The sequence below is a fragment of the Caldimonas caldifontis genome, from assembly GCF_002930615.1.
Lineage (GTDB): Bacteria > Pseudomonadota > Gammaproteobacteria > Burkholderiales > Burkholderiaceae_C > Caldimonas > Caldimonas caldifontis.
On the sequence record NZ_PSNX01000001.1, the window covers coordinates 105,587 to 123,580 of the forward strand.

Here is a 17,994-nt window from a genome sequence, read left to right on the forward strand (position 1 = left end):
ATGCTGAAGGTCGAAGGCATCCACCAGTACTACGGCGGCTCGCACATCCTGCGCAACGTCGGCTTCGAGGCCCGTGCGGGCGAAGTCACCGTCATCCTGGGCCGCAACGGCGTGGGCAAGACCACGCTCCTGAAAAGCCTGATGGGCGTGGTGCCGGTCAAGGCGGGAACGATTTCCCTGGATGGCCAGACCATCACGCGCGACACCCCCTACGAGCGGGTGCGCAAGGGCATGGGCTACGTCCCCCAGGGCCGCGAGATCTTCGGGCGCCTCACGGTGGAAGAGAACCTGCGCATGGGCCTGGCCTACAAGAGCGCGCGCACGCCCATCCCGCCGCAGCTCTTCGAGCTGTTTCCGGTGCTCAGGCAGATGCTGCACCGCCGCGGCGGTGATCTCTCGGGGGGGCAGCAGCAGCAACTCGCCATTGCGCGTGCGCTGGCCGCGGGTCCCAAGCTGCTGATCCTGGACGAACCCACCGAAGGCATCCAGCCGTCCATCATCAAGGACATCGGCCGCGTGATCCGCCAGCTGGCCGACACCGGCATGGAGGGCCACCCGCCCATGGCCATCGTGCTGGTCGAGCAGTACTACGACTTCGCTGCCGAGCTGGCCGACCACTACCTGGTGATGGAGCGCGGCGAAGTGGTGATGCAGGGCCGAGGCACCAGCATGGAGGCCGACGGCGTGCGCCGGCGCCTGTCCATCTAGGCCTGGCGCAGTCGCGCCAGTTCTTCGGGGCTGAAGGTCGCGCGCAGCTGGACGTCATTGGCGCCACCTTGTACGTTGTGGCGCGCCAGTCCTTGCTCGCGGGTGCCTGGCAGGTTATAGAACGCTCGCCCGAAAGGGACGATCTGGCGGATGGGAATGCCATGTCGCCAGGCAGTGGCCGTGAGCCAGATGTCATCGTTGCGTGGGCAGCAGTCCTCGAAGGCGTAGCCGCACTCCCGGAGGACGTTCTGCATAGACACTGGATAAAGCACGCCGGAAACTCCCGTGAGGAAATTTCGTTGGTGGGGGCTTGTGCCTCTGCAGGCAGGCCACTGGGCGTAGGGCTTGAGCGCACCTGATGCGTCGAAGTCGATCCGGTGGGCGCGAAAGCACACGATCTGATCTGGCGTTGCGTCGTGCGCCTCGACGAGCGAAGCGAGCCAATAGCGCGGGTAAAGCACATCGTCGTCGGCAGTGATGAGCGGACGGTCCGGCTCGGGGTGGGACAGCACCTGGGGGAGGTATTTGGTGTGAGGCCCGACATCGCGTGTGCCGCGAACTTCCAGTCCCCGCCTGACGAGCCGTTGCAGGCTCGGTGGCAAGCCTTTGCGAAGCAGTCCGTCATCGATCCACAGCACGATGCGTGACGGCTTGCGTGCGCCTTCGCCGATCGACTCGATGGTGTAGTGCACCCACGGGAGCCGATCGCCGTAGCTGGTGAGCGATACCACGGGCCCTGCCGGGTCCAGCAAGGGGGCATCGGCCTGTCGATTGAGCCTGTCCAGGCGCTGCATCCAGAACGGGCGGATCAGCCGCTTGAAGGTGCGCGAGAGTCGGCGTCGGGCGCGCTCGCGCAAGCGGGGCCACAGGGGGTCGGTGTCGCGCGGATCGGGGGGCACGGGGTTCGGATTCATGGGTTTCGAGGTGGGCCGGTGGGCAGTGTAGTGCGCCCATCCTGGAATCCTTTTGGTGATGGTTCATTTAAACCGAAACGCAACTTGTGGTACAAATGAACCAAATCAGGAAGACATGCCCCACGTCCCCATGACGCCCCAGGATGTGCTTGCTGCGCTGGAGCAGCGATTCCCCGATCTGAGTCCCGAACTTCAGCGCGCCGCACGCTGGGTGCAGCAGCATTCGGCCGCTTTGGGCCTGCAGTCGATGCGGACCAGCGCGCGCGAGGCTGGCGTTGCTCCCACCACGATGGCCAGGCTCGCGCAGGCGCTGGGCTTTCAAGGCTTCGAGGCTTTGAGGCAGCCGTTCAGGCAGGCCTTGGCGCAGGCCGCAGTGCATGACGGCAGCTTCTCTGCACGCGCGCGGGCGCTGCAGCGTGGCGGCAGCTCCGTCGAGCGGCTCCAGGAGGCTCAGGGCGCCAATGTGCAGTCCTGGGTCCACCTCAACACGACGCTGGCGCTGGATGAAGCAGCAGACCGGATCCTCTCGGGCAACCAGGTGCTCTTCCTGGGGCTGCGGGCGAGCCATGGCATTGCTCATCATCTACATTACACCAGCCAACTGCTGCGCGACAGGGTCAGACTGGCGCATGACGGGGCCGGTGCCATGGAAGATCAGGTGGCGGATCTGCGCCCTGGTGATCTCCTGGTGGCGGTGAGTCAGGCGCCCTACACGCGACGCACCGTCGAGTTGGCGCAGCATGCCCACGATGCGGGCGTGCCGGTGCTGGCATTGACCGACCATGCCTGGTCGCCGCTGGCAAGACTCGCCCGACAGACCCTGCTGTTCACAGCGGACTCGCCCTCCTTTTTCCAGTCGATGACCGGTGCGCAGGCCTTGGCCGAGGCATTGGTGTCGCGCATGGTCACCCGCGGCGGCGCGGACGTGCTCGACCGACTGGCCCAGCGGCAAGCCCAGCTTCAGGTGCAGCGAACCTATTGGGAAAAACCCCTCCGGAAAGCCCCGACATGACACCCCAGACCACTCACGTCTTCCACCGCCATCTCCATACCACGCTGCCCGTGGCCGTCTCGGGCCGGGGCGTGACGATCACCGACAGCCAGGGGCGGCAGTACATCGATGCCTCGGGTGGTGCCGCGGTGTCCTGCCTGGGCCACGGGCACCCCGACGTGCTGGCGGCCATGCATGCGCAGATCGACCGCATTGCCTATGCCCACACGAGCTTCTTCACCACTGAAGTGGCCGAGGCTCTGGCCGACGACCTGATCGCCCATGCGCCGACCGGCATGAGCCATGCCTACTTCGTCTCAGGCGGCTCGGAGGCAGTCGAGGCGGCATTGAAGATGGCGCGCCAGTACTTCGTCGAAATCGGGCAACCGCAGCGCAGTCATTTCATTGCCCGGCGCCAGAGCTACCACGGCAACACGCTGGGGGCCCTGGCCGTGGGCGGCAATCAGTGGCGGCGGGCTCAGTTTGCGCCGTTGCTGATGGACGTGACCCATGTCTCGCCCTGCTACGAGTACCGCGACCGACGCCCTGATGAAACGGCCGAACAGTATGGCCAGCGTCTGGTGCTGGAGCTGGCGCAGGCCATCGATCGCCTGGGCGGCGAGAACGTCATCGCCTTCGTGGCCGAGACGGTGGTCGGCGCCACCGCGGGCGCGCTGACGCCGGTGCCGGGCTACCTGAAGGGCGTGCGCGATCTGTGTGACCGTCATGGCATCCTGCTCATCCTCGATGAAGTGATGTGCGGCATGGGGCGCACTGGGACCCTGCACGCCTGCGAGCAGGAGGGGGTGGTGCCCGACCTCATGACCATTGCCAAGGGACTGGGTGGCGGCTACCAGCCCATCGGGGCGGTGCTGGCGCAAAAGCGCATCGTCGATACCTTCGCCAAGGGCAGCGGGCTCTTTCAGCACGGCCACACCTATCTGGGGCACGCCGTGGCCTGTGCGGCCGCGCTGGCCGTGCAGCAGGTGATCCGCCGTGATGACCTGCTTGCCGCCTGCCGCCGCCAGGGCGAAGGCCTGGCGAATCGATTGCAGCAGCGACTGGGCGAGCACCCGCATGTGGGCGACCTGCGCGGGCGCGGGCTGTTCCGCGGCATCGAGCTGGTGCGTGACCGGGCGACCAAGACACCGTTCGATCCGGCGCTCCGGCTGCATGCGCGGATCAAGCGCGAAGCCATGACGCGCGGTCTCATGGTGTACCCCATGGGCGGCACGATCGACGGCCAGCAGGGGGATCACGTGCTGCTGGCCCCACCGTTCACGGTGAGTGAGGCCGACCTGGACGCCATCGTGGACCGGCTGGCCCAGGCCATCGATGCGGCCCTGGCATCAACGCATGCATGACATGCACGGGCCGTGGGGGTTTCCGGGGGGTGGCACTGCGCCGTGTTGGTGCTACCGTCTGGCACGAAGCCTGCGTGCCGGGATTTCCCGTACGCGGTATCCGATATCGCACATGTGCAAGAGGTTGCGGTAAGCTGCCGCCCTTTCGCATTCCCTCAACTCCACAGGAGGTCGAAGTGAACCATCTTTCCCAAGTCAAGCCCCTGCGCAAGCTGCTGGCGGCAGCCGCCCTGGTGTCGCTGTCGCTGCCGTTCGGCTCGGCCGTTGCCCAACCCAAGTTCATGACCATCGGGACCGGCGGGGTCACCGGCGTGTATTACGCGGCCGGCGGTGCCATCTGCCGCCTGGTGAACAAGGACCGCGCCAAGCATGGCATCCGCTGCTCGGTGGAGTCCACCGGCGGGTCCGTGGTGAACATCAACACCATCCGCGCTGGCGAGCTGGACTTCGGCGTGACGCAATCCGACTGGCAGTACCACGCAGTCAAGGGCACCAAGGTGTTCGAGAAGGACGGTGCCTACGGTGACCTGCGCGCCGTGTTCTCGCTGCATCCTGAGCCCTTCACCGTGGTGGCACGCAAGGAGCTGAACGCGACCAAGTTCGAAGACCTGAAGGGCAAGCGCTTCAACGTGGGCAACCCCGGTTCGGGCACGCGTGCATCGATCGACGAACTGCTCGGTGCCATGGGGTGGAAGGTCAGTGATTTCTCGCTGGCCGCCGAGCTGCGTCCCGACGAGCATGGCCCGGCGCTGTGCGACAACAAGATCGACGGCTTCTTCTACGGCGTGGGGCATCCTTCGGCCAACATCCAGGACCCGACCACCACCTGCGGCGCCAAGCTGGTCCCGCTGACCGGTCCGGCGGTGGACAAGCTGGTGGCCCAGTACCCCTTCTACGCCAAGGTGGAGATCCCGGGGGGCCTGTATGCCGGCAACCCCAACCCCACGCCCACCTACGGTGTGCTGGCCACCTTCGTGACTTCGGCCAAGGTGCCCGAAGCCACGGTGTATGAGCTGGTGAAGGCCGTGTTCGAGAACTTCGACGAGTTCAAGAAGCTGCACCCGGCACTGGCCAACCTGGACCAGAAGCGCATGGTCAAGGATGGCCTGTCGGCCCCGCTGCACCCCGGTGCTGTCAAGTACTACAAGGAAAAGGGCCTGATGTGATCGCCCACGCACATCGAGCCCGGCGGTGGAGTCCGCCCGCCGGGACGATGTAGCATCTCGAACAAGGGCCCCGCGACCCGGGGCCCTTTTTCTATGAATGCACCCCTTGCCGCCGATCGCTGGCGGGGGGCGCGAAGATACCGCCCCTGACTCAGAAGGTGGAAGCCTCATGTTCGGAAAGAAGAAGGATCAGGCCACGAGCGTGGATGTGCAGCAGCTCGTGAGCGACACCGACACCGGTGGCCGCAACCCCGGCCCCTGGATGAAGAAGATGCTGCTCGTGGTGGCCGTGGCCTGGTCGCTGTTCCAGTTGTGGATCGCCTCCCCGCTGCCGTTCACCTTGGGTGTGTTCGTGCTCAACGACACCGAGTCCCGGGCCATCCACCTGGCCTTCGCGGTCTTCCTGGCCTTCATGGCCTACCCGGCCTTCAAGCGCTCTCCCCGTGCCTATGTTCCGGTGACGGACTGGATCTTTGCGCTGGTCGGGGCCTTCTGCGCAGCCTACCTGTTCCTCTTCTACCGGGAACTCGCCCAGCGTCCGGGCCAGCCCACCTCGATGGATGTCTACACGGCAGCCCTCGGTGTCATCCTCCTGCTCGAGGCCACGCGGCGGGTGCTGGGGCTGCCCATGGTCATTGTGGCGGTCGTCTTCCTCGCGTATACCTTCGGCGGGCCCTACATGCCCGACATGATCGCCCACCGCGGTGCGTCGCTGAACCGCGCGGCCTCGCACTACTGGCTCACCACCGAAGGGGTCTTCGGCATTGCGCTGGGTGTGTCCAGCGGTTTCATCTTCCTCTTCGTGCTCTTCGGCTCCCTGCTGGACAAGGCAGGAGCGGGCAACTACTTCATCAAGTCGGCCTTTGCGCTGCTGGGCCACATGCGCGGGGGCCCGGCCAAGGCGGCGGTGGTGTCCTCGGCGGCCACCGGCATCATCTCGGGCTCGTCGATCGCCAACGTGGTGACCACCGGCACCTTCACGATTCCGCTGATGAAACGCGTGGGCTACCGGCCCGATCAGGCCGGTGCAGTGGAGGTCTCCAGCTCGGTCAACGGCCAGATCATGCCGCCGGTCATGGGTGCGGCGGCCTTCCTGATGGTCGAGTATGTCGGCATTCCCTACACCCAGGTGATCAAGCATGCCTTTCTGCCGGCGCTGATCTCCTACATCGCGCTGTTCTACATCGTCCACCTCGAAGCGCTGAAGGGGGGCATGGTCGGCCTGCCGCGACGCGGTGGCGGCACGGCAATGCAGCGTCTCGTCTCCTTCGGCATGACGGTCGCGGGCTTCATCGTGCTGTCGGGCCTCGTGTACTGGGGCATCGGCTGGATGAAGGGCGCCTTTGGCGATGGGGCCATCTGGGTCGTCGGCCTGGGCGTGCTGGCCGCCTACATCGGCTTGCTGTGGTTCGGCACCCGTCAGCCCGAGCTGGAGCTGGACGATCCGAACGCCCCGGTGTTCGAGCTGCCCGAGACCGGACCCACGCTCAAGTCCGGGCTGCACTACCTGCTGCCGGTGGTGGTGCTCATCTGGTGCCTGATGGTCGAGCAGCTGTCGCCAGGGCTGTCGGCCTTCTGGGCGACGATGTTCATGATCTTCATCCTGCTCACGCAGCGTCCCATCCAGGCCGCCTTCCGCCAGCGCGGCGACCTGATGGGCGCCGCGAAGCAGGGGGTGGCTGATCTCGTCGACGGGCTGGCCACGGGTGCACGCAACATGATCGGCATCGGTGTGGCCACGGCGGCCGCAGGCCTCATCGTGGGCACGGTGTCCCTCACGGGGGTGGGCCTGGTCATGACCGAACTGGTCGAGGCGATCTCGGGCGGCAACCTCATGGTCATGCTGGTGCTGGTGGCCTTCATCAGCCTCATCCTGGGCATGGGCCTGCCCACCACGGCCAACTACATCGTCGTGTCCACGCTGATGGCGCCGGTGGTGGTGGAGCTTGGCGCACAGAGCGGCCTGATCGTGCCGCTGATCGCCGTGCACCTTTTCGTCTTCTACTTCGGCCTCATGGCCGATGTGACGCCGCCGGTGGGCCTGGCGTCCTTCGCGGCGGCTGCAGTGGCGCGCACCGATCCGATCAAGACGGGGGTGACGGCCTTCTACTACAGCATGCGCACGGCCATCCTGCCCTTCCTGTTCATCTTCAACACTCAGTTGCTGCTGATCGGCGTGGACACCACCTGGCACCTCGTGCTGACGTTTGCCAGTGCCACGGTGGCCATGCTGGTGTTTGCTGCCGCCACCCAGGGCTGGTTCCTGGTGCGCACCCGCTGGTACGAAACCCTGGCCTTGCTGCTGGTCACCTTCACGCTGTTCCGCCCGGGCTTCTGGTGGGACATGGTCTATCCGCCCTACAAGGAGGCGCCGGCTGCGGAGTTGCTGACGTTTGCCGAGACTGCACCTCGCAATGCGAACAAGCGCATCTGGATCGAAGGCGAGACGCTGGAGGGCCGCGAGGTGCGCAAGGGGGTGCTGCTGCCGCTGGGCGAGCCCGGACCCGCGCGCGAACGCCTGGCCAAGGCCGGCCTGCGTGTGGTGCCCATGGGCGATGAACTGCAGATCATCGCCGTGCAGTTCGGCAGCCAGGCCGCGCGGCTGGGCGTGGAGCAGGGCTGGCGCATCACCGGCATCGAGATGCCGGCCGACCGACCGGCCAAGGAGTGGATGTACCTCCCGGCCCTGGCGTTGCTGGGCCTGGTGGTCGTGCTGCAACGTCGCCGCGCCCGTCAGGAGCCTCCCCCGGCGCCGAAGGCGGCGTCTGCCGCAGCCTGATCGCTCAGGTCTTCCAGACCCGCGGCGGGCAGGCGGGCAGTCCCCAGCCCACCTCCCGCCAGGCGGCCCACACGGCAGCCAGCAGGGCCTGGGCCGGCTCGGTGCGTTCGGCCAGGGTGCGCAGCACCACCAGGCGTTCGTCCGCAGCGGTGACGCCGGCCTGGTCGCGCAGCGGCGAGGCTTCAATGCACTGCCGTGCCGCATCGAGCAGCGCTTCGCGCTGCGCCGGCGCCAGCGCCTCGCCGCTGCCCCACCACATCGTCGCCAGTACCCGACGACCGTTCCAACCCAGGGGGCTGTCGAGCAGACGGGCGGTGTGCGGGTCTTGCGCATCGAGGACACCCCGCTCCAGCCACACCCCCGGCAGCTCGATCTGCTGCTCGAAGCTACCCTGCACGAAGGGTTCGTTCGAGGCCGGCAGGCCCAGGGCGAGCAGGTCCCAGCCGATCATTTCGGCGCCGGGCGCGAGTTCGAAGCGCAGATGGTTGACCGAACGCGTACCGCTGTAGGCAATGGTTTCCAGTGGCAGCCACTCCAGGCGAGCCTGCGGCGACAGCCGGGCCACCAGGTGCTGCTCGGCGGTGTCGCCTGCGCTGCGGTAGAAGCGCGTGGCACCCGGCGTGGTGATCAGTGCGTGGGCCTGAGGCCCCACATGGACGGCGATGTCCAGCCGGTCGCCGCCGACGATGCCGCCCGGCGGGTGCACGAGCACGTGATGACAGACGCCAGGGCCTTCCGGGTGAAGGCTGGCCAGCACCCGCAGCGGGCCGTCGTGCCGGTCATGCACGACGGTGCGGGGAGCCTCATGGCGGTAGTTCAGGGTCAGATGGCCGTGCCAGCCCATGCTTCAGACACTCTGCGAGCCGCGGTGGGCCCATCCGGTGGTGCGCTTTTCGATCCACGAGAAGAACTCGTACATCAGCATCGCCATGATGCCCACGGCCACGAGGCCCGCGAAGGCCAGGCCCATCTGCATGGCCGAGCCGGCCGACACCAGCAGGTAGCCGATGCCTTCGTTCGAGGCCTGCATCTCCGACACCGTGGTGCCGACAAAGGCCAGTGTGATGGCCACCTTCAATGAAGCGAAGAAGTAGGGCATCGAGCGGGGCAGGCCGACCTTGATGAGCACGTCCCAGCGCCTGGCACCCAGCACGCGCAGCACGTCTTCCAGCTCGGGTTCCAGCGTGGCCAGGCCGGTAGCGATGTTCACTGTGATGGGGAAGAAGGAGATCAGGAAGGCGGTCAGGATGGCCGGGCCAATCCCAATGCCGAACCACACCACCAGGATGGGCACGAAGGCCGCCTTGGGCAGGGCGTTGAAGGCCGTCATGAGCGGGTACATCGCCGCGTAGGCCAGGCGCGAGCTGCCCACGATGAAACCCAGCAGCACTCCCACGGCGATGGCAATGCCGAAGCCGGCCAGCGTCACCCAGAAGGTGCGCCAGGAATGCTGCAGGATCACGCTGCGGAATTCCACCATCTGCTCCCAGATGCGCAAGGGGCTGGGGAAGATGAACTCCGAGATGGCAAAGCCCGTGCAGATGGCCTGCCACAGCACCAGGATGGCCACCAGCAGCAGCCAGGGCGCGAGGCGTTCGAGTTGCTTGCTCTTGTTCATGGGGCGCTCTTCAGCTGCGGCGGATGGCGCCGATGTGGGCGCGCAGTTCGTGGACGATGTGGGAGAAGGCCGGCGTGTAGGTGATCTCCAGGTCACGCGGGCGCGGGAGATCGATCTCGCGCCTGGCCAGGATGCGGCCCGGGCTCTTGCTCATCACATAGACGGTGTCGGCCAGATAGACGGCCTCGCGCAGGTCGTGGGTGACGAGGATGACGTTGAAGCGCTGCTCGGTCCACAGGTCGCGCAGGGTGTTCCACAGCTCCTCGCGGGTGAAGGCGTCGAGCGCGCCGAAGGGCTCGTCGAGCAGCAGCATGCGCGGCTCATGGATGAGCGCGCGGCAGATCGAGGCGCGCTGCTGCATGCCGCCAGAGAGCTGCCAGGGGTACTTGTCTTCATAGCCGCCGAGCCCCACGCTTTGGAGCAGGCGGCGCGCCTTGTCTTCGTATTCGCGACGCTTGGCCTTGAAGTTCGAGCGGTAGGGTTCGACGATCTCCAGCGGCAGCAGCACGTTGCTCACCGTGGTGCGCCAGGGCAGCAGCGAGGGGGCCTGGAAGGCCATGCCGGTGATCTTGAGCGGGCCGGTGACAGGCTCGCCGCCGATGAGGATGCTGCCCTTGGACGGGCGCTTGAGCCCTGTGGCCAGCTTCATGAACGTGGACTTGCCACAGCCCGAGGGGCCGACGATGGCGATGAACTCACCCTCGCGCACCTTGAGCGTGATGTCCTCGACGGCAAACTGGTTCTGGGCAAGCAGCTCGTCGTTGTAGGCGAGCCAGACGTTCTTGAAATCGACAAAAGCTTCCATGCGCGGGGCCCTGCCCGCACGCGGGAAGGGAATTCAGGAGGACAGGGAATGGAAGCCGGGGCGGTTCGCTGCGGCCGCCCCGGCCCGTGCATCACTTCTTGGCCGGGAAGATCGCGCGTTCGGCAGCGGCAGGCAGGAAGCTGCCGTTCCAGATGGCGTCCGGGTCCACCCGGGTCTTGGTGTTGAAAGCATCCCCCACCTGGCTGGCCATCAGCGCCAGGCGCGGCTTGCTCACGTCGCCGAAGCCTTCCGCGCGGGCGTCGTCGGTCACGATCGATGAAGCGATGGCCAGGCGCAATCGGCGCTCTTCCAGCGCGGTGTTGATGATGCCGTCACGCTCCTTGACCACGTCGATGGCGGTCTTGGGGTTGGCCAGGACTTCCTTGGCTGCCTTGGTGAAAGCGCGCAGGAAGGCCTTCACGGCTTCCGGGTTCTTCTTCAGGAACTCTTCGGAGGCGATGATGGCGTTGCCGTAGAGCTTCACGCCGTACTGAGGGTAGGGCATGACCGCGATGTCCTCGGCCTTCACTCCCCGGGCCTCCAGGTTGAGCAGCGAGGTGAAGTAGAAGCCGGTGATGGCGTCCACATCGCCGCGTGCCAGCATGGTTTCGCGCAGGGGCGGGTCCATGCTGATCCAGTTCACCTCACCGACCTGGTTGGCCTTCTGGAAGATCGGGAAGGCGCGGCGACCGGCATCGAACACGGGGGCGCCGAGCTTCTTCCCGGTGAGGTCGGCCGGGGTCTTGATGCCCGTCTTCTTCAGCGAGAACACGGCGGCTGGCGTGTTGTTGTAGACCATCATCACCGCCACCGGCTTGTTGGGCGCGGTGGGGTTGTTGGCATGGAACTCCATCAGGGCGGCAATGTCGGCGAAGCCCATGTCATAGGTGCCCGAGGCCACGCGATTGACCGCGTTGCCCGAACCGTTGCCGGCATCCACCGTCACGTTGAGCTTCTCGGCCTTGAAGTGCCCCTTGGCCACGGGCAGCAGGAAGAAGGCCGAGGGACCCTCGAAGCGCCAGTCGAGCTGGAACTTGATGTTGGTGTCCTGGGCCTGGGCCAGCGGAGCCGACAGGGCCAGGGTGAGCGCGGCGGCAACGCCGAGAAAGCGGCGCTTGGCGCGGGAGGGCAGGGCGTGTGTCATGGACAGGATCTCCGTCAGTCAGGGTTGCACGGTAGTAGCAATTTTCATGCACAGCTTAAGGATTGCGGCCTGCCGATGCATCGGGGCATCACCCGCTTGCGCAATGCAGACCTCGGGTTGCCTCATGACAACAGGTCCAGCAGACTTCGGGCCACCACCCGGGTCGCGCGGCGCAGGTCGTCGAGCACGAGGTGCTCATCGGCCCGTTTGGCGTTGGATTCGAGCACGGTGCGTGGGCCGGCACCGTAGATGACCGCTGGAATGCCCTGCTCGCAATAGAGCCTCACGTCGGTGTAGAGCGGCGTGCCCATCACCGGCGGGGTTTCGCCGAAGACGGCCTGTCCATGGCGCTGCAGGGCGGTCACCAGGGGCACATTCCCAGGCAGCGGCTTGAGCGGATGGGCCAGCAACAGGCGCTTCATTTCCACCTGGATGCCGGGCACGGTGGTCGCCGCGGATTCGATGACCTGTCGGATCTCGGCTTCCACCGTGGCGGGGTTCTCCTCGGGGATCATGCGACGGTCGAGCTTGAAGACCACCTTGCCGGGCACCACGTTGGTGTTGGTGCCGCCCTCGATGCGGCCCACGTTCAGGTAGGGGTGGCGGATGCCGGGCACCTCAGAGCTCACCCGGCGATAGCGTTCGTTGCAGGCATACAGCGCGTTGAGCAGGGTCACGGCCCCTTGCAGCGCATCGATGCCCGTGTGCGGGATGGCGGCATGGGCCATCTTGCCGTGGACCGTCACTTCCATCTGCAGGCAACCATTGTGGGCGGTCACCACCTCGTAGCTGAAGCCGGCAGCGATCAGGAGGTCGGGCTTCGTGAGGCCGTGCCTGAGCAGCCAGCCAGGGCCCAGCTCGCCGCCGAATTCTTCGTCATAGGTGAAGTGCAGTTCCACGCTGCCCTTGAGCGGTCGGCCCAGCGATTCGAGCGCACGCACGGCAAAGGTGTAGGTGGCGAAGTCGCTCTTGCTCACCGCGGCCGCGCGGCCGTAGAGGCGTCCGTCGACCACCTCGCCGCCGTAGGGGTCGTGGGTCCAGCCTTCTCCGGGCGGGACGACATCCCCGTGGGCGTTGAGGGCCACCGTGGGCCCGTCACCGTAGCGGCGGCGCACGATGAGGTTGATGATGGAAGCCATCCCGGCGGCCTGTACCTCGGCCTCGGGCACAGTGTGACGCTCTGCCTCGAAGCCGAAGCCCTGGAGCAGTTCGGCCGTGCGCAGCGCGTGGGGTGCGTTGTCCCCCGGCGGGGTGTCGGTGGGCACGCGCACGAGTTCCTGGAGGAAGCGCACCTCCTCGTCAAAGTGAGCCTCGATCCAGGCGTCGAGTCGTTCGTGGTCGGTCATGCGTGGTCCTTGGCGAGGTCTTCGAGCAGGTGCATGAAGGCCTCGACGCACAGCTGGGCGTCGTCGTTCGTGATGGTTTCCAGCGGGTTGTGGCTGATGCCGCCATTGCCGCCGCGCAGGAAGAGCATGGCCTGGGGCAGGAGCTCATGCAGCTTCATCGCGTCGTGGCCCGCCCCGCTGGGCATGCGGAAGATCGGCAGTCCCAGGCGGTCGACGGCGGCTTCCCAGCGGGCCTGCCACTGCGGGTGGCTGGGCGCCGCCGAGGCGCGCATGGTTTCCTCCAGCGTGTAGCCCAGGCCCCGGCGTTCGCACAGGGCGGCCAGCTCCGCTAGGACGTCGGCCACCAGCCGGTCGCGCTGTTCATTCGTGGGGGCACGCAGGTCCAGGCTGAAGCGGCATCGCCCCGGCACCACGTTGATCGAGCCATTGGGCACCTGGAGCTGCCCGATGGTGCCCACCGAATCGCCGTCGGCGGCAGCGCGGCGCTCCACGTAAAGCGCCAGCTCGGCAACGGCCACGGCCGCGTCGCGGCGGCGGTTCATCGGGGTGGTGCCCGCGTGGCTCGCCAGGCCGATCACCTCGCCCACGAAGCGCACGCCGCCGTTGATGGAGGTGACCACGCCCAGCGGCAGGTCCAGTTCGTGCAGCACCGGGCCTTGTTCGATGTGCACTTCGACGAAACCGAGGTAATCATCGGCCTTGCGGCGCACGGACGGGATGTTCTCGGGCCTGAGGCCGGCACGGGCCATGGCCTCGCGCATGGGAACCCCGTCGGCATCGCGCTGGTCGAGCCAGGCTGGATCGAACTGGCCGATCAGCGCGCCCGAGCCGAGGAAGGTGGCCTTGTAGCGTTGACCCTCCTCTTCCGAGAAGCCGACGACCTCGATCCCGTAAGGCAAGCGTCGGCCCTGGGCATGCAGCGCCTGCACGCAGGCCATGGGCACGAAGATGCCCAGGCGGCCGTCGTACTTGCCCCCGTTGCGCACGGTGTCGAAGTGGCTGCCGGTGAGCAAGGACCGCGCGCCGGGCACGGCCGCGTGGTAGCGGCCCACGACATTGCCCACCGCATCGACCTCCACCTTGTCGAAGCCGCACTCGCGCATCCAGGCCACCAGCTCTCGGCTGCAGGCTTGATGGGCCTCGGTGAGGTAGGTGACGGTCAGCTCACCCCTTTGTGCATACTCAGGCTCGGAATGACGGGCCAGCTGCTCGGCCCAGTCCCACACCTGATTGCCCAGTGTCGGCACGAACCCGAACTTGTCGTTCAACCGGATCTCGGCGATGCGGTCGATCTGGCGCAGGCACTCGGCGCGTTCGACATCGGGGGGGTGCTGCAGGCGACGCTCGAAGGTCGCAATGATCTCCTGCCGGGTCAGCCCCAGGCCGCGCGGGCCGCGCACGGCCAGGATGAAAGGCCAGCTGAAACGGGTTTTGTAGTCGGCGTTGAGCTGCTGCAGCTTGGCGAACTCTTCGGGCGTGCAGTGGGTGAGGCCGGCCCTGGACTGCTCGTTCGTCGATTCCGCCGTCAGCGTGCCGGCCATCGCCGCCTTGCCCGCCAGTTCGGGGTGGGCGCGGATCAGGCCGAGCTGGGCCTCGAGGCCGGCCTCACGCACGGCTTCGGTCAAGGCCCGCTTGAGGTGGGCCAGACTGCGGAAGGGGCGCTTCGTCCAGGCCGCTTCGGCGACCCAGGGCGAATGCTCGTAGATGCCGTCCAGCAGGGCCGTGAAGTCGGCACGGTTGGCCTGGTTCAGCTGATCGAGGCTCAGGCTCATGTGCGCTCCCAGATGAAGGCTGTGCGCGCATCGAAGGGGTGCACCTGTTTCCAGTGGCGCGCGATGTCGATGCGCCGCGTCACCCAGACGCGGTCGTGCTTCTCGAGGTGGTCGAGGAAGCGCTGCAAGGCCCTGAAGCGGCCGGGGCGGCCGAGCAGGCGGCAGTGCATGCCGATGCTCATCATGCGCGGCGTCTCGGCGCCTTCGGCATACAGCACGTCGAAGCTGTCGCGCAGGTAGCTGAAGAAGTCCTCCCCCTGGGCAAAACCCTGGGGCAGGGCGAAGCGCATGTCGTTGACATCGAGCGTGTAGGGCACGACGAGGTGGGGGGCGAGCGAGCCGTCGCTCTTGCGCACCTGCAGCCAGAAGGGCAGGTCGTCGCCGTAGTAGTCGCTGTCGTACTCGAAGCCGCCGAAGTCCGCCACCAGGCGGCGCGTGTTCGGGCTGTCGCGCCCGGTGTACCAGCCCAGTGGGCGCTCGCCAGTCAGGCGTTCGATGATCTGCATGCCGCGCGTCATGTGCTCGCGCTCGGTGGCCTCGTCCAGGCTCTGGTAGTGGATCCAGCGCCAGCCGTGGCAGGCGATCTCGTGGCCCAGCTCGACGAAGGCCTGGGTCAGCTCGGGATGGCGCTCCAGCGCCATCGACACACCGAAGACGGTCATCGGCAGACCGCGACGCTCGAACTCCTTCAGGAAGCGCCACACGCCCACGCGGGAGCCGTATTCGTAGATGCTTTCCATGCTGAGGTGCCGCGCCGGGTAAGCCGCCGGGTTGAACATCTCCGAGAGGAACTGCTCGCTGCCGGCATCGCCATGCAGCACCGAGTTTTCGCCGCCTTCCTCATAGTTGAGGACGAACTGAACGGCCACACGGGCCTGCCCCGGCCATTGGGCCTGCGGCGGATTGCGGCCATAGCCGACGAGGTCACGAGGGTAGGGGGGCGTGTTCATTTGGTGTCGATCGGGCGCAGCACGTCGGCCAGGTCGGCCACGCGCGGGTTCAGGCGAAGGTTGCGTTCCACGCTTTGCAGGTGGTCCATCAGCAGCCGGGTGGCGGCTCGGGCGTCGCGGCGTTCCAGGGCATCGACGATGGCCACGTGCTCGGCCTGCGACTGCTCGGCCGACAGGGAGGACTGGTACATCAGCGAGATCAGCGAGCTGCGCGAGACCAGGTCGCGCAGCATCTCGGCCAGCACCTCGTTGTCGAGCATGCGGGCCAACACCACGTGAAAGTCGGCCAGCAGGTGGGTGCGGCCGGGGACGTCGGTGCGCTGCACGGCCGCCTGTTCGGCGCGCAGGTGCTCGCGCAGCTCGGCCACCTGGGCCGGCGTGATGCTGGCGGCCAGGCGTTTGACCATGGCCGACTCCAGCATCTGTCGCACCTCGAAGACCTGGCGGGCTTCTTCCACGCTCGGCTGCGCGACAAAGGCACCGCGAGCAGGTTCCAGCGTGACGAGCTTGTCCCGGCTGAGCTGGTTCAGGGCCTGACGCACCACGGTGCGCGAGACCTTGAAGATGTCGGCAATCTTCTGTTCGGCCAGCTTGGTGCCAGGCATCAGCCGGCGCTCGACGATGGCGGTGGTGATGGCCGCCACGATGCGTTCGGTGGTGTTGCCGGGGCCGGCCGAGGCCTGCGCAGCCATGGTCGCCTTCACGCCGGCAGGGCGTGAGCGCCGGACGGGAGCGGCGGCGGGGGTGGGTAGGCGGCTCATGGTGTTTGCACTGTGCACGAAACTGTATACACTTTTTGGAACAACGCAAGCCGACCCCACGCTTCCACTTCCAGAGGACTCGCCCATGGGCAAGCTCACCACCCACGTCCTGGACACCATGCACGGTGGCCCGGCGGCCGGCATGGCCGTGCGCCTGTACCGTCGCCATGGCGAGGCCCTCGAGCCGATGCGCAGCCTGCAGCTCAATGACGACGGCCGGGCCGACGCTCCTTTGCTGGAAGGCGACACCCTGTCGCCCGGCACCTACCGACTGGTCTTCGGCGTGGCGGCCTATTTCCGGGCGCGCGGGGTGACCTTGCCGCAACCGGCCTTCCTCGACGAGGTGGTGCTCGACTTCGGCATTGCCGACGCGACCCAGCACTATCACGTGCCCTTGCTGGCCAGCCCCTGGGCCTATTCGACCTACCGCGGCAGCTGAAGCCCGCTCCCTCCGACCTCTTGCATCGACCGCATGGACGCCTACCTGCTCGACTGGGCCAACCTCCTGCTGCGCTGGGCGCATGTGATCACCGCGATCGCCTGGATCGGCTCCTCCTTCTACTTCGTCTTCCTTGACAGCAGCCTCACCCGGCCCACCGACCCGGACCTTCAGGCCAAGGGCGTCGACGGTGAGTTGTGGGCCGTGCATGGCGGCGGCTTCTACCATCCGCAGAAGTACCTGGTGGCGCCCCGGCAACTGCCCCAGAACCTGCACTGGTTCTACTGGGAGAGCTATTCGACCTGGCTCACGGGCTTTGCGCTCTTCACGGTGCTCTACCTCGTCAATGCCGGCACCTTCCTGATCGACAAGAGCGTGTTCGACTGGTCGCCGGCCGCGGCCATCAGCACGGCACTGGCCTTCCTCGTCGTGTTCTGGTTCGTCTACGACGCCATCTGCCGCGTCTTCGGCTTGCGCGAGAAGGGGGACCTCATCGTCGGCGTGCTGGTGTTCGTTGTCGTGGTCTTTGCCTCGTGGCTGGCCTGCCAGCTCTTCGCCGGGCGCGCCGCTTTCCTGCTGGTGGGGGCGATGATGGCCACGGCGATGAGCGCCAACGTCTTCGTCTGGATCATTCCCGGCCAGCGCAAGGTGATCGCGCAGATGAAGGCGGGCGAGCCGGTGGATCCGATCCATGGCAAGCGAGGCAAGCAGCGCAGCGTGCACAACACCTATTTCACGCTGCCGGTGCTGTTCACGATGATCAGCAACCACTATGCCTTTGCCTACACGCACGAGTACAACTGGCTGGTGCTGGTCGTGTTCATGCTGGCCGGCGCCTTGATCCGTCACAGCTTCGTGGCCCGTCACCGGGCCGCGGTGCTCGGCCAGCGCGCGCCCTGGGGCTATGCCGTGGCCGGCACGGTGATGCTGGCGGCGCTGGCGGCGGCGATCATGCCGGCGCGGGTGGTGCCCGATCCCGCGGCGGCCGCCCAGCCGGTGCGGTTCGAACAGGTACGCGCGGTGGTCGAGCAGCGCTGCGTCATGTGCCACAACGCCGCGCTGCAGAGCAAGAACGTGGCCTTGCACACCCCTGAACTGGTGAAGCAGCACGCCCAGGCGGTGTACCAGCAGACGGTGGTGCTCAGGCTCATGCCGATGAACAATGCCACACAGATCACCGAGACCGAGCGGGCCCTGATCGGTCGCTGGTTCCAGGCGGGCGCGCCGCTGGAGTAGT

The 17,994-nt window shown here is 66.8% G+C and carries 16 protein-coding genes; 7 read left to right on the forward strand and 9 right to left on the reverse strand.

Going from position 1 to position 17,994, the window contains the following annotated elements; translation table 11 throughout:
- Nucleotides 1-708 (forward strand): urea ABC transporter ATP-binding subunit UrtE, encoded by a 708-nt coding sequence (urtE, locus tag C1704_RS00515; protein ID WP_104299921.1) that lies wholly within the window; start codon nucleotides 1-3, stop codon nucleotides 706-708.
- Here the strand turns inward: urtE and C1704_RS00520 are convergent.
- Nucleotides 705-1,622, reverse strand: coding sequence for a glycosyltransferase family 2 protein (locus C1704_RS00520; protein WP_146076010.1), 918 nt, complete (start codon nucleotides 1,620-1,622; stop codon nucleotides 705-707). The genes urtE and C1704_RS00520 overlap by 4 nt on opposite strands.
- A gap of 145 nt (nucleotides 1,623-1,767) precedes the next feature.
- Here C1704_RS00520 and C1704_RS00525 point away from each other — a divergent pair, with 145 nt between their 5' ends.
- From C1704_RS00525 to C1704_RS00540, 4 genes are all read left to right on the forward strand, one after another.
- A complete protein-coding gene (locus tag C1704_RS00525; RefSeq protein WP_170064590.1) occupies nucleotides 1,768-2,634 on the forward strand; it encodes a MurR/RpiR family transcriptional regulator in 867 nt (288 codons plus the stop codon).
- The gene (locus C1704_RS00530; RefSeq protein ID WP_104299927.1) at nucleotides 2,631-3,977 is read left to right on the forward strand and encodes an aspartate aminotransferase family protein; all 1,347 of its coding nucleotides are present in this window, start codon (nucleotides 2,631-2,633) and stop codon (nucleotides 3,975-3,977) included. Before C1704_RS00525 ends, C1704_RS00530 begins: the two co-directional genes overlap by 4 nt.
- A gap of 176 nt (nucleotides 3,978-4,153) precedes the next feature.
- Entirely contained in the window at nucleotides 4,154-5,143 is a 990-nt protein-coding gene (locus C1704_RS00535) for a TAXI family TRAP transporter solute-binding subunit (protein WP_211286776.1), read from the forward strand.
- A 169-nt stretch (nucleotides 5,144-5,312) separates the two neighbouring features.
- Entirely contained in the window at nucleotides 5,313-7,922 is a 2,610-nt protein-coding gene (locus C1704_RS00540) for a TRAP transporter permease (protein WP_104299929.1), read from the forward strand.
- A gap of 4 nt (nucleotides 7,923-7,926) precedes the next feature.
- Here the strand turns inward: C1704_RS00540 and C1704_RS00545 are convergent, their stop codons facing one another.
- The 8 genes from C1704_RS00545 to C1704_RS00580 form a co-directional block, all read right to left on the reverse strand.
- Nucleotides 7,927-8,766, reverse strand: a complete 840-nt coding sequence (locus C1704_RS00545; protein WP_104299931.1) for an urease accessory protein UreD — start codon at nucleotides 8,764-8,766, stop codon at nucleotides 7,927-7,929.
- A 3-nt stretch (nucleotides 8,767-8,769) separates the two neighbouring features.
- Nucleotides 8,770-9,540 carry an ABC transporter permease gene (locus C1704_RS00550; protein WP_104299933.1) on the reverse strand — a complete coding sequence of 257 codons (771 nt, stop codon included), beginning with the start codon at nucleotides 9,538-9,540 and terminating at the stop codon, nucleotides 8,770-8,772.
- Between the two features lie 10 nt (nucleotides 9,541-9,550).
- Nucleotides 9,551-10,345, reverse strand: a complete 795-nt coding sequence (locus tag C1704_RS00555) for an ABC transporter ATP-binding protein (protein ID WP_104299934.1) — start codon at nucleotides 10,343-10,345, stop codon at nucleotides 9,551-9,553.
- Nucleotides 10,346-10,436: 91 nt separating this feature from the next.
- On the reverse strand, nucleotides 10,437-11,489 hold the full coding sequence (locus C1704_RS00560; RefSeq protein WP_104299936.1) for an ABC transporter substrate-binding protein: 1,053 nt from the start codon (nucleotides 11,487-11,489) through the stop codon (nucleotides 10,437-10,439).
- Nucleotides 11,490-11,611: 122 nt separating this feature from the next.
- Nucleotides 11,612-12,835: a M20 family metallopeptidase gene (locus C1704_RS00565; protein ID WP_104299938.1), complete on the reverse strand. Its 1,224-nt coding sequence runs from the start codon at nucleotides 12,833-12,835 to the stop codon at nucleotides 11,612-11,614.
- Entirely contained in the window at nucleotides 12,832-14,607 is a 1,776-nt protein-coding gene (gene uraD, locus C1704_RS00570; protein ID WP_104299940.1) for a 2-oxo-4-hydroxy-4-carboxy-5-ureidoimidazoline decarboxylase, read from the reverse strand. Before uraD ends, C1704_RS00565 begins: the two co-directional genes overlap by 4 nt.
- Nucleotides 14,604-15,557: an allantoinase PuuE gene (puuE, locus tag C1704_RS00575; protein WP_104299942.1), complete on the reverse strand. Its 954-nt coding sequence runs from the start codon at nucleotides 15,555-15,557 to the stop codon at nucleotides 14,604-14,606. Before puuE ends, uraD begins: the two co-directional genes overlap by 4 nt.
- Nucleotides 15,554-16,249: a GntR family transcriptional regulator gene (locus tag C1704_RS00580; protein WP_104299944.1), complete on the reverse strand. Its 696-nt coding sequence runs from the start codon at nucleotides 16,247-16,249 to the stop codon at nucleotides 15,554-15,556. Before C1704_RS00580 ends, puuE begins: the two co-directional genes overlap by 4 nt.
- 154 nt (nucleotides 16,250-16,403) lie before the next feature.
- On the opposite strand from C1704_RS00580, the gene uraH reads away from it, so the two are divergent.
- On the forward strand, nucleotides 16,404-16,757 hold the full coding sequence (gene uraH / locus C1704_RS00585; protein WP_104299946.1) for a hydroxyisourate hydrolase: 354 nt from the start codon (nucleotides 16,404-16,406) through the stop codon (nucleotides 16,755-16,757).
- Between the two features lie 33 nt (nucleotides 16,758-16,790).
- Nucleotides 16,791-17,993, forward strand: a complete 1,203-nt coding sequence (locus tag C1704_RS00590; protein WP_104299947.1) for a urate hydroxylase PuuD — start codon at nucleotides 16,791-16,793, stop codon at nucleotides 17,991-17,993.
- Nucleotide 17,994 lies beyond the last annotated feature (1 nt).

What these genes read in the sequence shown, in the direction of transcription:
- uraD (WP_104299940.1), bottom strand. Translation starts at nt 14,607, where the DNA reads ATGAGCCTGAGCCTCGATCAGCTGAACCAGGCCAACCGTGCCGACTTC.
- C1704_RS00530 (WP_104299927.1), top strand. Translation starts at nt 2,631, where the DNA reads ATGACACCCCAGACCACTCACGTCTTCCACCGCCATCTCCATACCACG.
- C1704_RS00555 (WP_104299934.1), bottom strand. Translation starts at nt 10,345, where the DNA reads ATGGAAGCTTTTGTCGATTTCAAGAACGTCTGGCTCGCCTACAACGAC.
- C1704_RS00520 (WP_146076010.1), bottom strand. Translation starts at nt 1,622, where the DNA reads ATGAATCCGAACCCCGTGCCCCCCGATCCGCGCGACACCGACCCCCTG.
- C1704_RS00550 (WP_104299933.1), bottom strand. Translation starts at nt 9,540, where the DNA reads ATGAACAAGAGCAAGCAACTCGAACGCCTCGCGCCCTGGCTGCTGCTG.
- puuE (WP_104299942.1), bottom strand. Translation starts at nt 15,557, where the DNA reads ATGAACACGCCCCCCTACCCTCGTGACCTCGTCGGCTATGGCCGCAAT.
- C1704_RS00580 (WP_104299944.1), bottom strand. Translation starts at nt 16,249, where the DNA reads ATGGCTGCGCAGGCCTCGGCCGGCCCCGGCAACACCACCGAACGCATC.
- C1704_RS00590 (WP_104299947.1), top strand. Translation starts at nt 16,791, where the DNA reads ATGGACGCCTACCTGCTCGACTGGGCCAACCTCCTGCTGCGCTGGGCG.
- C1704_RS00545 (WP_104299931.1), bottom strand. Translation starts at nt 8,766, where the DNA reads ATGGGCTGGCACGGCCATCTGACCCTGAACTACCGCCATGAGGCTCCC.
- C1704_RS00560 (WP_104299936.1), bottom strand. Translation starts at nt 11,489, where the DNA reads ATGACACACGCCCTGCCCTCCCGCGCCAAGCGCCGCTTTCTCGGCGTT.
- urtE (WP_104299921.1), top strand. Translation starts at nt 1, where the DNA reads ATGCTGAAGGTCGAAGGCATCCACCAGTACTACGGCGGCTCGCACATC.
- uraH (WP_104299946.1), top strand. Translation starts at nt 16,404, where the DNA reads ATGGGCAAGCTCACCACCCACGTCCTGGACACCATGCACGGTGGCCCG.
- C1704_RS00540 (WP_104299929.1), top strand. Translation starts at nt 5,313, where the DNA reads ATGTTCGGAAAGAAGAAGGATCAGGCCACGAGCGTGGATGTGCAGCAG.
- C1704_RS00565 (WP_104299938.1), bottom strand. Translation starts at nt 12,835, where the DNA reads ATGACCGACCACGAACGACTCGACGCCTGGATCGAGGCTCACTTTGAC.